Origin of the sequence: Chryseobacterium sp. CP-77 (genome assembly GCF_036362765.1) — a bacterium.
GTDB classification, from domain to species: Bacteria; Bacteroidota; Bacteroidia; order Flavobacteriales; family Weeksellaceae; genus Chryseobacterium; species Chryseobacterium cupriresistens.
In genome coordinates this window covers 145,844-161,889 of record NZ_CP143637.1, presented here as the reverse complement: position 1 = coordinate 161,889, position 16,046 = coordinate 145,844, and the positions used below count along the sequence as shown (strand labels likewise).

The window sequence follows — 16,046 nt, the reverse complement described above, 5'->3', positions numbered from 1 at the left end:
TAAACCATTTTTATAATAATGTTGAATAGCTTAGTATTATAAAAAGCAAAATACCCCCACTCAATATCCGAATTGCAATCTCAAATCAAATCGTTTTTTGAGATTTTAAGCAGGTATTTATGTTGGGTATTTTTATTTTTTTTGATTGTCTAGCTCAAATTTCACTCTGTCTGCCTCTATCAAATTCTTCAGTTCTTTTTCGTCAGGAAGATATGTTCTGTATTTGCTTGCGAATAGCTTCTCATTTTCTGACATTACGGAGTATTTCACTACCGTTTCATCTTTTTCGGTACATAAAATAATTCCTATTGTGGGATTGTCATCAACTCCTTTCTTCAGATCATTATACATTCTTACATACATATCCATTTGCCCAATGGCTTCGTGAGTCAGCTTATGAGTTTTAAGATCTACAAGCACAAAGCATTTAAGGTAATAGTTGTAAAATACCAGATCTATATAGAAATCTGAAGTATCAGTAACGATATGCTGCTGTCTGGCAACAAACGCAAACCCTTTCCCTAACTCCATTAAAAATTGCTGAAGGTGTGTAATTAGAGCTGATTCTATTTGAGTTTCAGTTTGTGATATGTCTGAAGGAAGTCCTAAGAATTCAAATATGTAGGGGTCTTTAATATAATTGGATATTTCTTTGTTTTCTGCTTCCGGAAATTTTACTAATCTACCTAAATACTGGCTGTCAATGTTTCTTTGAAGTGTCCTGGTATTCCAGTTTCCTTCAATAGAATGTTCTATATACTGTATTCGGTGTTCAGGATTTTCAATTCTACTAATAATTCGGTAGTGAGTCCAGCTCAATTCGGTACGCACTGCGTTCCAAATTGGAAATGCAATGAAAAAAGCTCGCATGTTATTAAGATTTCTTTCATTAAATCCCTTTCCAAATTCCAATGATAGATGATTAGCAAGATTCTTTAAGACTGACTTTCCATACTTCGCACGAAGTTCACCATTTTGTTCATCCTCAATAATAAGCTGCCCAATCTCCCAATACATTTTCAGCAATATAGTATTACTGTTTCTATAAACTTGGTCTTTGGCATCAACAATAATTTTTGCAATAGAACTGTAAAGGTCTTGATTAAATTCTGGTGTTTTTTCTATCATTTACCAAAATTACAAAATTTACTGTGTATAATTTAGTTAACCTCAAGATGGTTTTTTTTGAGATTAATGCTTTCTTCTATCATCAATATATTTTATACTCACAATTTTATCTCGAATAAATTCAGTTTTGTTCTTTCTATCAATAAAAACATCATCAGAAATTCTATGAAAAAATTCACTTTCAATTTTTTCTCCTGTAATTAAGGTGATTACTCCATCAAACGTACTTGTTTCAACCTGCCTAATATTTTCCTCCAAACGTTTTTGTAGATCTTTTAGACCTTCTAAAGATTTTTTACTCTCTTTTTTGTAATTGTAATAGCTAATTATTCTTTGGGTTACAATTCCCATCAAATATGAAATTAAAATTAATCCTAATATTTTCATGTAATCGTTTTACGAGATTAATTTTCATTATAGTTATTATAATAAATCTCAATAATCTAACTGTTAGATTTGATAACCACAAATTAAATTAATTCATAATATTCATCAAATTTTTAAAATTTTGATAATGTCTAAAAGGAGCATAATCATAAAAAACCACCCAGGACTAAAGGAGGTTAAAATATCTTAACAATATCCTTATTTAGAAATTCAAATATACAATTTGACCACTTATTCATTAGTAGCTCCAAGAACAAGGTAATGGTAGAATTGGATATATTAAAGAATCAAAACATTTATGAAAGGATTCATCCTTATGACTAAAACTAACTTAGTCTCCTATATGAAAGGTTTTTTAGCAAAAACTCTCCCTTTAGGGGAGAGCCAACTGTACATAGAGATTGTACAACTATTATGGTATATCAAATTTACTTTATAAGAACTACGAGTATTATGACTCAAGTTATAAACTCTAATTATTATTTATTAATCAATAATTTATAAAATATTATATTTATAATTGTTTATTTACGTTCATTTACTAATAAATTGGCTTTCTTTTTGATATGGGAAGTAATACCAATTTCACTAAAGGAAGAATTATAAAATTTTAAAAATTTGTAATATGATAATTAGTAAAGATCTCTTATTCTCATATGGTGCGATATGTCAAAATTACAATTCTAAAGATGTAATTTTCTCAGAGGGCGCCGTGCCTTTATTCTATTATCAAATAGTGCACGGAACAGTTGAATTGAATAATTACCTCGATGATGGTAAAGAGTTTACGCACAATATTGTTTCTGATGGTCAAAGTTTTGGCGAATCTCTTCTTTTCATCGATCAGCCCTACCCTATGAATGGAATTGCCAGGGAAGATTGCGAAATAATAAAATTACCAAAAGAGGATTTCAAAAAACTGTTAAATGAAAATAATGATGTAATGTTGGAGATATTTCATTTGCTTTCAAGCAGATTATTTCATAAGTACATGATGTTGTTAACAATGTCTAGTACCGATCCTCAAGTTAAAATTAAAAATATTTTGGAATTCTTAAAATCAACACAATCTAAGTTACAGGGGAGCAAATGCATCATACCATACACAAGACAACAAATTGCTAATTTAACTGGGTTGAGAGTTGAAACGGTAATCAGATCTATCAAGAAAATGGCAGAACAAGGTCTTTTGCAATTAGATGGCCGTAAGATCGTTATTTGAGATTATTTGGTATCATACTGTTTTTTGATTGAGATAAATAATCTATAAGTATTTGCTTTTCTTGCATTTGATTATTTTTTTAGATTTATCTTTTAGCTTTAGTATTAGATTAAAATATAAAGCTACAATAGTAACCATAGTTGATAAGATAACCGCTGAGTAAATAATATCAATATATGTATTTCTCACTTCTATTTGTATTAAAATAAAACACAAAAGAAACACTATTAAGTATAGAAAAGATGTTACATAGAGTAGCTTTTTATATTTCATCGAATGGTTTATTTTTATTGCCGTGCTTATATTGAATCTAATTCTTTCTTTATCTTTTCGTAATCTTTTTTAATTAGTAGTCGTGCAGAATTCAGTGTAATAACTTTAGATTTTAATTTTAATGGTTTTAAATAATCGTTTTCCATAGCACTTATTATTACCTGCCCATTTCCAAACTTATTCAATAAAAGTTTTACAATTTTTTCATAATTTTTTCCTGATTGTTCTTGTTGATTTGGAGTATCAATTACCAATGGAGCAAGAACTTCGTTTTGATATTTTTCAACCATTTTATATACTGACAGATAATATGCAAGAATTCCTCTTGTTCCTTCAGCAGCTCCGCCTTCCCTAATTACTTTATTATAGTCTAACGGAGAATTTATTTCAGATAAATTGATTGAATCGTAAGCGAGCTCACTAAGATAATCCGTAAAGAGAGAGATAAAAGTATCATTTCTATCTTCTATAATTTCTTTCGTTACAAGCTCTTTTTGCTCTCTTTTTAGATTTTTTATTTCATTTTCAATTTCATGAACCTGATTTACTTTTTCAATTTTTGTTTTCTCAACATTTTGTTTTATTGCATTACCTGCAATACTTTCGATTATTTGATTGAAATTTATTTTATTTTCATTTCTGTCTTCGATGATGTATTTTGAGTTAATTTCATCAATTCTATTTTTAACTTCATTTAGCTTATTATTATTAGCAGAAATTTTGTTTTCGAACTTATCGAGTGCTTTTCCTATTTCGAATAATTGTATTTCTGCCTGCGATTTGTCAACTAGGATTGATGCTCTATTAACGATAGAATTTTCGTGCATTGTACCACATAGTGGACATTCTATTTCGTCATCAGGAATATTTTCGACAGTAAATCGATAATCAGAATCTAACTCCACAATAATTTTCTCTGTAATCTCTTTTTGATGATTTAGATGTGATAATTCTGCATTGTTAAGAGCTAAATTTTCAAGCAGCTGTTCTTGTTCTTCTTGCAAATTAAGTAAATCATTTTTAATATTCTCTGTAAGTATTTCTAATTGATCAACAGTAGTTACAGTAGTTAATGGTTCAGGGATGTAATTAGAAACAATATCAATAGCTGTTTCAATTTTATCAATTTCTTTTTTTACGATATTTTGACTAAACTTTTTTTCTGATTTTTCAATCTCAATTTCAAAATGTTCTGCAGTTAAAAGTCCTATGTGATATTTAACAATTGTTTCCTTCCAATTTCTATATTGTCCTAAATTTTCAAAATTGTTCCAAGCAGTAGACCAACTTCTTTTTTGGTCGATATAAAATGGGATGAAATAATATGCTGGGGGTGGGATTTCAAGTTCGTTAGTACTCTGATTAGGTAGTAAAGCTCTAAACTGAAGCAGGTCAGCAATGTCTTTAGAAAAATCTCCAGTTATCTTTTCATAAGATACAGCCTTAGAATTTGGTGCAAGTAAAGTAACCTGATTTTTATACCTCTTAAGTTTATATAACTTATTAGAAATCTCAAACTCCACTAAAGTTGTGCAATCTTTTGATTTCCAACTAGTATCAAACTCCGGTTCACAGCCAAAAGTCCAGAAAATCAATTTTAACAACGTAGATTTACCAACACTGTTATCAGTTGCCGTTATCAGATTCAGTGTTTTGCTGAACTCGAATTGATTTGCTAATTTTTCGGAATTCGATAGTACTAGAAGACGACTGAATTTTAAGCTTTGCATTTTTCTTTGTTCTAAGGTTTCTAATTAGTATTTTAAAATTTTCTTTATTCATTAGTTCATCATTATAAATTCACATATAATTGCAGATGTTGTTTCTTGTTCGTTTGTGAACTGCTTTTTGATATTTTGAGGCAGTGATTTACTAACATTATTTATTAAATCTTTGATGTCAGTTACTCCGTTAGAGAAGTTTTCATTTATCAGCTTAATTACATTTTTTGTTGTGTCCAACTGCAGTGTGCTTCTATTACTTAATTTTTGTGTTCTATATCTATTAAACTGTTGTCGTAGTTGCTTTGATTGAACAGTCTTTAAGTTAAGTTCTTTACAGATATCATTGAACTCTATATCAATATTTGATTCATTCTTAATATTTGTAAATTGGGCGATTACATTTACTACTTGTACAGAAGTTAGTGCTTTGTTTTTGAGAACTTCTTCCCAAAGTGTGAAATCATATGTTTCTTTTCCTTTTCGAATTAACTCATCTATAAGTGTGGTATAAATATTTTTAGCGTCTGTATAAGAATGTGGAAAGAGAGAATTAATTAATTCGGCAATCGCTCCAATTGTTATTAATTGATAATTTGTCTCAGGAAGATTTGTAACAATAAACTGTAAATTATCGGGAAGCCCATTTACACCTATTTCTTTTTTTAGTTCGAGCTCTAATTCATCTAACTGTTTTGTTGACAAGTCGTCTTTAGTAATTGTTTTAAGTGTAGCGCCTTCTTTTTTTAATTCTAATCCATAGTCTTTAACTGCTATCAAGTTTATTTTATTAATATACTTTGTAAATGGCTTTTCAGAACCACTTTTTACAAGTTTTCCTAAAACAGAACTTCCATTCTTTTTACTTTTTACGAGTTGGTTAGTGTTAAATGTAACATTTGTTGTTTTGACTTGATTAAAATCAAACTTTGCTTTATTAGCATCTAAAGAATTACATATTATAACATCTTCATGTAATTCAAGAAAAACAGCATATTCGGGAATATTACTGTGTTCTGTAATTATTTTATATAAAGCCCAATGATATTGAAATAAATACTTACTCAAAGTTGTTGAACCGGATTTTTCTCTTTGAGCTTCAAATAAAGGATTTCTCTTTTCTGGCATTTAGTTTTTATTTTGGTTCAATATGACATTTAGCTTTGTCATAAAATTATTTATATGCACTGTTATACAGACACTTATTTTTTCACTAATGTAATAATTATTTCTTATAAGAATATAGAATTCAAAGATAAATATTCTATCTGATAACAAATTACGGCATACCGTAAATGACAAAAAAAGAAATTTTTAGTTAGAGTATTATTTTTATAATATTTACTTTTTAACTCCCATCTTTTTTATTTCTTCATCGGTATTATTGTCTAAAATCTTAGCATATCTGTAAAATGTTGCTCTGGTTAATCCAAATGGCTTGTATATATCTTCCGGACGTAGTGTAGGATCTTTATAAATTGAACGTAGAAGTAGTAGCTTTGAAATTGTTTCTGCAGTATACCCCTTAGGTCTTCCCCCAAGTCTTCCTCTTGCTCTTGCAGATTGCAATCCAGCATTAGTTCTCTCTCTGATTAATTCTCTTTCGTATTCAGCCAAAGAAGCCATAAGATTTAAAAATAGACGCCCATTAATTGTCGATGTATCTACTCCATCTACAAGACCTTTTATTATAATTCCTTTATCACTTAGACTTAATACAAGATCAATAATGTTTTTTAAACTTCTACCTAATCTGTCCAATCTCCAAACATACAATTCATCACCTTCTCTAAATTGCTCAATCATCTTATCAAGTTCGGGACGATTCTTTGATGCACCAGAAATTTTCTCCTGAAAAATTCTCTCGCATCCTGCTTTTTCTAATGCTTCAATTTGCAAATCTAAATTTTGGTCTTTGGTTGAAACCCGGGCATATCCTATTTTCATATTTTGTTATATTAAACTCATACTCTATAAATTTATGAAACTTTGTTTTATGATATGAGATTTTGAGAAAATAAAAAGAAAAAATAAAGTGATCAGCTCTGATCACTTATAAAATCTCAAAATACTACCGAATTATTTATGACATATTACAACGGGAAATAATCTTAATATAAGCTTATTAATAGTAGAAAAAATTTACTTAGATCAGGAATTTAATTCTGCCAACATTTCCAAATCAGCAACTAACTGGTTCGACATTTGTTCATCTTGGACTACTTAAAACTCACTTTTCTAAATTTCCTGCACAGGCAATAAGAAATACAAAGAAAAAATATGCCTGTAACTTCCTCTTTTAGAATATCTGTAAATCCAAAGTTTAAATTTTGAATTAAATCAAAATTTATAAAAATGGATACAATAACGAAAAATGATTTAACAGCATTAAGAAACCTAATAGTTTCGGATATTGAGAACCTACTAAAATCTAAGCTAGCTAATTCAAGAGAGGATGAAGAATTTGGCTGGATGCGGAGTAAGGTAATTCGCAGAAAACTGAATATTTCTGCTTCGACATTACAAAATCTCAGGATCACTGGCAAAATTCGATTCAAGAAATTATTGGGCTCGTATTATTACAATTGTGACGACCTTCAACATCTATTTGATTATGAAAAGGAATGATATACAGCACTGGTTTGATTTCCTTGATGAAATTCAAAGTGATCCAAAATTGAATGTTTGGCATATTGCTTTGTTAACGGCAATTGCCCGCCTTGCTTGCAAGCAAAATGAAAAATGGATTATCAGAGTGAGCAGGAGAAAGCTTATGGAGTTTTCGCATATCACTACAATAACCAGTTATCATAAATATTTTAAGCAGCTTCAGCAGTTTGGATACATTAAGTACATTCCATCTTATCATCCAGATTATCGCAGCACAGTAGAAATTCTGTCTATACAGAAAAGGTGACACAGAAAAACAATCCCCTCAAAACTTTATGCATTGAGGGGATTGTTTCTATTAAATAATAGCCTTCGCCTGAATGAGCATATTTTCAAAAGCATTACATCTCTCTTCAAGAAAAAGTTCTGAATAAGCGTTCCGAGTATTTTTTAAATCATGGAATTCTTTTTCGAGCTTTTCGAGAAGTTTAACCAGATCCCTATTGAAATTATTCTTACCACTTAGCTTGGCTTCAAGATTTTTCATTTCTCTAGCAATTGATTCCTGTTCAGTGATTGCATAATCCTCTGTCTGTTTCACTGAATGATGACCCAGCATTTCTTTAACAACGTGTATTGATACACCGTTGTTTAAGGTAACTGTACTGGCAAAGGTACGTCGTGCTTTATGAGTATTAAGTATTACATTAACATTACATAAAACCGCTATCTCCTTTAGATACTCATTCATTTTTCTGATTTGAGCGACCCGGCAATACGGTGCCTCTTTTTATGCATAATGGATTATCTTTATATTTCGATATAATTTCCAACGCTTTAGGCAAGAGTGGGATATCAGTGTCAGATTTTGATTTTTGCCTGCTGGACATAATCCAGGCACTTCCATCATTAGCTTCTTTAATATCTTCCCATTTGAGTTGGAAAGCATCTATATAGGACAGTCCTGTGTAACACTGAAAAACAAAGATATCCCGCACTACCGACAATCTTTCTGAGCTAAATTCTTTTTCTTCAATTCGTTTTAGTTCAGCTTTTGTCAGCGGCTTCTTTTTAACCTTGGTTTTCTTTCCAATAAATAGCTTAAACGGATCTTTAGGAATAATTTCTTTTGCAACAGCTCTTAATACTATTTTCTTAAAATTGCTAATATACTTCAATGAAGTATTGTTAGAACATTTCCTTACTGTTTTTAAGTACAAATCATAATCCTTTACAAATTCGTAATTCAGTGCTCTGAACTCTATGTCTTCTTTATTATATTGATACTTGATAAATTCTTGAACATGGGACCTTGCGGTGATATAACGGTCATGTGTACCTTTGGCATATTCTCCGGTCTCTACCAATTTACCCATCTCATCATTATGTTCCTGAAATTCTTCAAGAACCTTATTTCTTGGTTTATATTTTCCGTTTATGAAGTTTATAAGATCAATAGAGGTAATGGGAATACCATTGTTCATAAGCTCAGTTCTGTGGCTGTTAATCTTAGTCATTAAAGATTCCAGGAAAAGGTTAATAATCTTTGCATCTTCTTTCGTACCCACAGCTTTGCCTTCTTTCTGATCCCATCGGTTGGGATACCATTTTCTTTTCGTAGAGGTTTCTTTTGGAATACCATCTACAGTTATCCGCACATAAATATGGCGGATCTTTTCATTTTTTGAGCTCTTTAAAAAGAAAGTGAGCCCATAGCTTTGTTCTACTAACATAATTCAACATTTTTTAAGGTTATAAATGTCAAACTAAAAGTTCCTTGAATCAAGATGTTTAGATTTGCAACGTGTTCATTACACATTGTTTAAATGCATTTTTACAGCTTTTTGAGGCTGCTTTCTATGGCAATTTTCGATCAATTTAAAAATTGCCACTCAATTGCCACAAACTTTTGGAGTATTTTTGAAAATTACAGCAATTGCAATAAATAAAAAATCCTGCAAATCATTGATTTTGCAGGATTTAAATATTTTTTGATGCTTTTTGAAAACTTACGTTTGCGCATCTTGCGGAGAGTGAGGGATTCGAACCCCCGGACCTGTTACAGTCAACAGTTTTCAAGACTGCCGCAATCGACCACTCTGCCAACTCTCCCTAAACTCCGGCTATACCGTTGTTTTCAGTGGTGCAAATATAGAACGATTTTTAATTTCTGCAAAACTTTTCCCACACAAATTTTAACAAAACTTAATAATAGACTAGGAATCAGGGGAATTATTTTTTAAAAATCTTCCCTATTCCCGATCAACAATGGAAATAAAACTGTTTTTTAAAAAATCGGACGGATATACAAACTGATCTCCATCTTCTCCCTTTACTACAATAGCACCCTGTTCATCGTTAAGGCATTTGTCCAGCTGTGTTTTCATGTCATTAAGGGCTCCATTGGGAACTTCAATGATATAGGTTCCGGTAACGTGTTTAACTTTTATGACTTTTGTTTCCATTTTGTTTTTGATTATGGGCTAATTTAGGGATTTTACTTTACGCAAAACAAGATGATCATAATAACTTATCTATCACTTTTACTCAATTGTATAGTTTTAACCACCCCGTCAAAAATTCAAAGAATTTTTGACACCCCTCCAAAGGAAGGGAATGTGTACGTCTTCAGTTGTTATATAGATGGTCATGAGGATTTTGGAAATATTTCTGGAAAATAAAGCTATTTATCTAATTTCTTATCGAATATTGGGTATGGAGAAATGTTGAATGTTGTAAGCGCAAAGGCGCAAGTAATATTAAAAAATACTGTTGTAAGTCGCAAGATTCTGTGTTAACCTGCAAATAAAATTTATTTTTTTGTAAATTTGTTTCTTAAGTCGGCCCAGAGCTAGACTCTGTAGCGTGCTATACTATCTCAGTTTTCACGCTATTTTTTGATTTATACTTACTGTCATAGACCGTTTCATTTTTAAAAAGAATATAGATCAATTCTAATATTTTTCTTTGGATCGCTACTAGAGCCTTCATTTTTATTCCATGTTTTGAGGTCAGCCTTATGTAAATTTCTTTAAAATTATCATCCCACTTCACAATTGTTAGAGCAGGTAAAAACAAACATTTTCTTAAGCTTCTATTTCCTTTTTTGGATATTCGTGATTTACCTTTTACTGATGTTCCAGATTGCTTTTCCCTAACGTCTAAACCCGCATAACTTGATAATTGAGACTTATTTCTAATCAGTTCAAAACCATTGGTCTCTCCCAAAACAGTAGCGGCAGTTAAAACACCAACTCCAGGTATCGTTGTAAGTCGTTCTATCGATTGTTTTACTACAGCATTAGTATTGATAATAGTATCGATATCTTTCTTTATTTCTTTTTCTTGAGCGTTGAGTAAATTCAGGCGAGCTTGCATTCTTTCTATACTTTTTAAATGAGGACGAGCTTGAACAGTTTCCGCATGGAGTTGATTTTTTATTACACTCCGCTCCTGAACAATTTGATCTCGCTCTCTGGTCAGCTGTTGCAGCTCATTATAAGTCTGATCAGGCTTTTTCCAGACACTTAATTTTCTTTCAAGACCGAACTGAGTAATAGCCTGAGAACAACTCTTATCAGTTATCGTTTTAATATCAAGAGTTCTTATATAACTGCTTATTTTATTAGGCAAAACGATATAGACATTTTTGTTATTGTCAGCCAGATAATAAGCAAATTTTTGATGATAAATCCCTGTGGCTTCCATAATATAGTGAATTTCCAGCCCTTCAACAATTTGTTTTTCAACCCAATTAATCAATAATTGGATTCCTGTATCTGTATTTGTAAATACCTTATAAGCTATAAATTTTATAGTCTGATCTTCATATAGAAAACCTAAAGTAACTACTAATTCTTGTTGAGCTACATCTATACCTGCCACTTGTTTTAATACTCTCATATTTTATTCTGTTTAAGTGAGGAATCTTCCTTCGTCTTTTCTCCTAATTGGATATTCTGGATATTAAAAGTTGTTTTTAATTCCTTACATTCTGTTCTGACTCTAAAAGATAAAAAAGGATGAGGTGATTTCTTGCGCCGAATATGTTTCTTTGAACTATTGGATTTTTATTCAACTCTCATCCTTATTCACTTTATTGCTAAGATAATAATTGAGATAAGGAAAATTATAACTTATACAAACATAGGAAGATTTTATCTCCGATAAAATTGATAACATATATTCTTTGGTGAAAATCTCATATTGAGCGAAGTCGAAGTATTCATACGCTTTAAAATTATACATAAAGTGAAAAAAACTTTGCGACGTTACGATTACCCAATAAAACTCAGGGATATAGGAACAAAAAAGCGCACCCGGTGGGTACGCTTTATATTGTATAATACTGAATACTATCCGTGTAATTCAGCTAAATATTTCTCTGCATCCATTGCCGCCATACATCCGCTTCCCGCAGCTGTAATAGCCTGTCTGTAGATATGATCCTGAACATCTCCCGCAGCAAATACACCCGGAAGATTGGTTCTTGAAGACCCTTTTTCAGTCACGATATATCCGTTTTCATCAAGATCTACCTGCCCCACAAAGATATCTGTATTGGGTTTGTGACCGATGGCGATAAAAATCCCTTCCACATCCACTGTAGATTTCTCCTGAGTCTGATTGTTGATGATTACCGCTCTTTCTACAAGGCTGTTTTCTCCTTCAATCCCGATTAATTCATGGTGGAATTTCACTTCGATATTCGGCGTATTTTCCACTCTGTGAACCATTGCTTTTGACGCTCTGAAAACATCTTTTCTCACCAACAGCGTTACTTTTTTACAAAGTTTGGCAAGGTAAGTAGCCTCTTCAGCTGCTGTATCTCCTGCGCCTACTACTACCACGTCTTTTCCTCTGTAGAAGAAACCATCACACGTAGCACAAGCTGATACACCGCCTCCTGCATATTTTTTCTCATCTTCAAGACCTAAATACTTTGCTGTAGCTCCTGTAGAGATAATAACTGTTCTGGCTAGGATCTCTTTGTTTCCTGCATATAATTTGTGAACACCGCCTGCTTCTTTGGAGAATTCAGCTTTGGTGATCATTTCGTAATGAACTTTGGTATCAAATCTTTCTGCCTGTTTTTGCAGATCCATCATCATTTCAGGACCTGTAATCCCGGCTGGATACCCTGGGAAGTTATCCACTTCAGTAGTGGTTGTTAATTGTCCGCCCGGCTCCAAACCTGTATACAATTCAGGTTTTAAGTCTGCTCTTGCTGCGTAGATAGCAGCTGTGAAACCAGAAGGCCCAGATCCAACGATCACACAATCTAAAATGTTTTGCTCCATAATTTGCTTTGTTCGAAAAGATTTAATTTGAATTAGACCGCTAATTTCGGAATTTTTAATTTCTTTTTAAAGTTATTTTAATGATACTTGTCAATATCTGATATGTTGTATTTCGATGGTAACTGTTGTGGGGTGAGTTCCGGGGTTCGGGATTCGGGATTCGGGGTAGCGAGGTGCGGGATTCGGGATTTCGGGATGCGGGTTATTGTGTTACGGAATTTAGATTGGCAGAAAATTTAAAACTTTTTAATGTCCTTTATCCATCATATCCCGAATCTCACTATCCCGCAACACGCTACCTCGCATCACGCAACTCGCTACCTCGCATCTCGCATCTCGCAACTCGCCTCACACCTTCATCTTAATCTTATCTACATTGATGATCTTATACACAAGTTCCCGGATCAGCTCAGCTTCTCCCATATTCACCGCTCCCAGTCCTTTCCCTTTCATATCGAATTCACGAAGAATAGAAATCACTCTTGTGGCATGCTTCAGAGGATAAAGCCTGGCACTTTCCGCGTAGTCTTTGATAAAATAAGGGTTCACTCCCATCTGTGAAGCAATCGTCTGTGGAGATTGCCCCGCCATCGTCTGATAAATAATAACATTTGAAAAATAATTGTAAAGGCTTGCCAGCATCATGACAAAAGGATTATTCTTCGGGTTTTTACCCATAAAATGGGCAATTTTAAAAGCTGCATTGGCATTTTTAGTTCCTAACGCCTTCTGGAGCTCAAAAATATTATATTCTTTGCTGATCCCGATGTGATTCTCAACGATAGTTCCATCAAGGATTTCTCCTTCTTTAAGGATCATCTTCAGCTTGTTCAGCTCGTTGGCAATTCTGGACAGGTCATTTCCCAGATATTCTGCCAGTAGATGGGAAATATTGGGAGCTGTATTGATTTTAAGCTTTGCACATTCATCCGAAATCCATTTCGGTAAGTTGCTTTCCTTTACAGATTCGCTAAGGAAAAGGGCTTTGGCTTTATCCAGAGCTTTGGCCGCTTTTTTTCTGCTGTCCAGTTTTTTGTGTTTATGGGCAAAAACTAATACCGTTGAAGGCACCGGGTTCTCTACATAGGATTCCAGAATTCTGTTTTCCTCTTCATTGAATCGTAAATCCTGAGCTTCTTTCACAATAATCACCTGCTTGTCTCCCATCATCGGAAACTGTCTTGCCAGGGAAAGAACTTCCTGATAAGAAGTATCTTTTCCGTAAGTAACTGTTTGGTTAAAAGCTTTTTCATCTTCTTCCAAAAAGTTATGTTCAAGAGCCTTTACAGCGACATCAATGAAGTAAGCTTCTTCTCCGTGGAAAAAATAAATAGGTAAAACTTCTTTATTTTTAATATTTTTGAGGATTAAATCTAATTCTTTCATCTTATTAATGGAACTTCCAAAACTGAATTTTCAGGAAACTTTTGATTTTAAATTCAAGAAAGACAAAGATAAGTTTTTTATTTATGATTTGGTCCGCAAAACTTATCTTCTGCTCACTCCTGAGGAATGGGTCAGACAACACTGGGTACATTATTATCTTACTGTAAAATCCTACTCCACATCGGCTCTGATTACCGAAAAAAAAATTATCCTGAATGGTCTTACCAAAAGGATTGACCTTCTGGTTACCGAAAAAACAGAACCTATAATTCTGATTGAATGTAAAGCTCCCCAGATCAAATTAACGGAAAAAACTTTTGAACAGACTGCCCGATACAATTCTATTATCGGTGCCAGGGAAATTATTTTAACAAACGGTTTGCAGCACATCAATGCTTATTATGAAGACGGACAGTATCAGTTTTACAGACCTGAGTAAGGCTTATCACATCAGATAATTTCTGAAAAGGATTTAAAAAATATTCTATTAATATTCTTTCTGGGTTATTTTTATTAATTTCGATAAGATTTCTTTTCAACACTAATATCACAAATTTTTACACGAATTGCACAATTGTTATTGGTTGTATTTGTGAAAGGATTAGTGTAGTTTATATTAAAATAAATTACAAAATATGATACGTTCCATCTTATTAACCGCAATGATTATGGCTTCAGGAACCCTTTTCAGTCAAAAACTTAAACCTGTTTCCTACCAGGACGGTCCCCAGAAACTTAATGGTCTCATCACTTCCAATGCAGGAAAAAAACTTCCCGGAGTACTGATTCTCCCAGCCTGGAAAGGTATAGACGAAGAAGCTAAAGCAGCTGCTATTGAACTCGAAAAGCAAGGGTATATTGCTTTTATCGCTGATATTTACGGTGAAGGAAAAATTCCTGCAGATAACGAATCTGCTGCAAAAAGCTCAGGGTATTACAAACAGAATTACCAGGAGTACCAGAAAAGAATTTCGCTGGCGTTGGAACAACTGAAGAAAAACGGAGCAATTTCTGATAAGGTAGCGGTAATCGGCTACTGTTTCGGCGGTACAGGAGCATTGGAATCGGCAAGAGGCCATCTTCCTGTAGCGGGTGTTGTTTCTATCCACGGAAGCCTGGGCAGAGATCAGAGCAGAAAAAATGAAACTTTGACGGCTAAAATTCTTGTTGAAAATCCGGCAGATGATAAAAGCGTGACGCCTGAAGATTACAATAACCTCATCAAAGAAATGAACGATGGAAATGCCGACTGGCAGATCATCACGTATGCCCATTCCAAACATACTTTCACAGATCCGAAATCACCGGATTATAATCCGACAATGGCTAAAAGAGCATGGAACCACACATTACTGTTCCTGAAAGAAATTTTGAAATAAACATAAAAAAGGCAAATTCGTGAATCAATGAATTTGCCTTTTTACTTTTATAGTGTTAGCTTAATTACGGTTTAGCCTGAAGCTCCACGTCATATTTTTTGGGAGAATATTTGGTAAGAGAACCTGTTGCAGCATCAATTCCCACTCCTATTGCTCCTCCAAGAATAATATTCAGTAAAGTCACGGCATTAAAAGTTTTTGTCAGCTTCACTTCTTTCTTCTCGAATCCTTCTTTTTCAAATGTAACCATCTGCTTACCCAAACCTCTTAGAATTTTGGTTGTACAAGGTGTTGTACATTTTTCTATTCCCTTGTGAAACACTTTTGCCCCTTCAGGGTTTGAAGTAAAAGCTATTGGATCCTGAGTTCCTGTAAAAATGGTTGCACATGAAGTGGTAGAAAGCGCAATACTCAGGGACAGCACAATTGATAATTTGTTTTTCATAGATCTTAGTTGTTCATTTTTTTTAAGTCCGCGAACTTACAAAATAATTCAAAAATCAGTACTATCAATCAGAGCAAATATTTTAAAAAATATAGTATTGACAAATGTTTTCAGTACCTTCATCCTGAAATCTGGTCTCAAAAGACTCAATACCATAAAGTTGCATCGTCTTTTGAAAATTGGGCATAAAAAAAG

At 32.9% G+C, this 16,046-nt stretch carries 14 protein-coding genes, 1 tRNA gene and 1 pseudogene; 4 read left to right on the top strand and 12 right to left on the bottom strand.

The annotated features are described in order from the left end of the window. Positions 1–132 precede the first annotated feature (132 nt). Both V0410_RS00700 and V0410_RS00695 read right to left on the bottom strand, forming a co-directional pair. On the bottom strand, positions 133–1,128 hold the full coding sequence (locus tag V0410_RS00700) for a PDDEXK nuclease domain-containing protein (protein ID WP_330745886.1): 996 nt from the start codon (positions 1,126–1,128) through the stop codon (positions 133–135). Between the two features lie 63 nt (positions 1,129–1,191). After that, entirely contained in the window at positions 1,192–1,515 is a 324-nt protein-coding gene (locus V0410_RS00695) for a hypothetical protein (protein ID WP_330745885.1), read from the bottom strand. Between the two features lie 625 nt (positions 1,516–2,140). Between V0410_RS00695 and V0410_RS00690 the strand changes: the two genes are divergently transcribed. Beyond that, on the top strand, positions 2,141–2,737 hold the full coding sequence (locus tag V0410_RS00690) for a Crp/Fnr family transcriptional regulator (protein ID WP_330745884.1): 597 nt from the start codon (positions 2,141–2,143) through the stop codon (positions 2,735–2,737). Positions 2,738–3,036: 299 nt separating this feature from the next. On the opposite strand, the gene V0410_RS00685 is transcribed toward V0410_RS00690, so the two are convergent. The 3 genes from V0410_RS00685 to V0410_RS00675 all read right to left on the bottom strand — a co-directional run bounded on the left by V0410_RS00685 (position 3,037) and on the right by V0410_RS00675 (position 6,678). Further along, positions 3,037–4,740 (bottom strand): hypothetical protein, encoded by a 1,704-nt coding sequence (locus V0410_RS00685; RefSeq protein ID WP_330745883.1) that lies wholly within the window; start codon positions 4,738–4,740, stop codon positions 3,037–3,039. A 51-nt stretch (positions 4,741–4,791) separates the two neighbouring features. Next, a complete protein-coding gene (locus tag V0410_RS00680; protein ID WP_330745882.1) occupies positions 4,792–5,859 on the bottom strand; it encodes a dsDNA nuclease domain-containing protein in 1,068 nt (355 codons plus the stop codon). A 213-nt stretch (positions 5,860–6,072) separates the two neighbouring features. Further along, on the bottom strand, positions 6,073–6,678 hold the full coding sequence (locus tag V0410_RS00675; protein ID WP_330745881.1) for a recombinase family protein: 606 nt from the start codon (positions 6,676–6,678) through the stop codon (positions 6,073–6,075). 667 nt (positions 6,679–7,345) lie between these two features. Between V0410_RS00675 and V0410_RS00670 the strand changes: the two genes are divergently transcribed. Continuing rightward, positions 7,346–7,648 carry a hypothetical protein gene (locus V0410_RS00670; RefSeq protein WP_330745880.1) on the top strand — a complete coding sequence of 101 codons (303 nt, stop codon included), beginning with the start codon at positions 7,346–7,348 and terminating at the stop codon, positions 7,646–7,648. Positions 7,649–7,699: 51 nt separating this feature from the next. Here V0410_RS00670 and V0410_RS00660 read toward each other — a convergent pair. From V0410_RS00660 to holA, 6 genes and pseudogenes are all read right to left on the bottom strand, one after another. Further along, positions 7,700–9,074, bottom strand: a pseudogene (locus tag V0410_RS00660) (site-specific integrase). A gap of 294 nt (positions 9,075–9,368) precedes the next feature. Beyond that, a tRNA-Ser gene (locus V0410_RS00655) sits at positions 9,369–9,453 on the bottom strand. Between the two features lie 140 nt (positions 9,454–9,593). After that, a complete protein-coding gene (locus V0410_RS00650) occupies positions 9,594–9,806 on the bottom strand; it encodes a hypothetical protein (protein ID WP_047431802.1) in 213 nt (70 codons plus the stop codon). A gap of 403 nt (positions 9,807–10,209) precedes the next feature. Beyond that, the gene (locus V0410_RS00645) at positions 10,210–11,244 is read right to left on the bottom strand and encodes an IS110 family transposase (RefSeq protein ID WP_330742961.1); all 1,035 of its coding nucleotides are present in this window, start codon (positions 11,242–11,244) and stop codon (positions 10,210–10,212) included. A gap of 452 nt (positions 11,245–11,696) precedes the next feature. Then, the gene (gene trxB / locus V0410_RS00640) at positions 11,697–12,641 is read right to left on the bottom strand and encodes a thioredoxin-disulfide reductase (RefSeq protein WP_110011081.1); all 945 of its coding nucleotides are present in this window, start codon (positions 12,639–12,641) and stop codon (positions 11,697–11,699) included. 348 nt (positions 12,642–12,989) lie between these two features. Further along, positions 12,990–14,027, bottom strand: a complete 1,038-nt coding sequence (holA, locus tag V0410_RS00635; RefSeq protein ID WP_330745876.1) for a DNA polymerase III subunit delta — start codon at positions 14,025–14,027, stop codon at positions 12,990–12,992. Positions 14,028–14,034: 7 nt separating this feature from the next. Here holA and V0410_RS00630 point away from each other — a divergent pair, with 7 nt between their 5' ends. Together V0410_RS00630 and V0410_RS00625 are read left to right on the top strand one after the other, a co-directional pair. Continuing rightward, entirely contained in the window at positions 14,035–14,466 is a 432-nt protein-coding gene (locus V0410_RS00630; RefSeq protein WP_110011083.1) for a type I restriction enzyme HsdR N-terminal domain-containing protein, read from the top strand. 196 nt (positions 14,467–14,662) lie between these two features. After that, positions 14,663–15,406: a dienelactone hydrolase family protein gene (locus V0410_RS00625; RefSeq protein WP_330745875.1), complete on the top strand. Its 744-nt coding sequence runs from the start codon at positions 14,663–14,665 to the stop codon at positions 15,404–15,406. A 64-nt stretch (positions 15,407–15,470) separates the two neighbouring features. Here the strand turns inward: V0410_RS00625 and V0410_RS00620 are convergent, their stop codons facing one another. Next, positions 15,471–15,851, bottom strand: coding sequence for a PEGA domain-containing protein (locus V0410_RS00620; protein ID WP_330745874.1), 381 nt, complete (start codon positions 15,849–15,851; stop codon positions 15,471–15,473). Positions 15,852–16,046 lie beyond the last annotated feature (195 nt).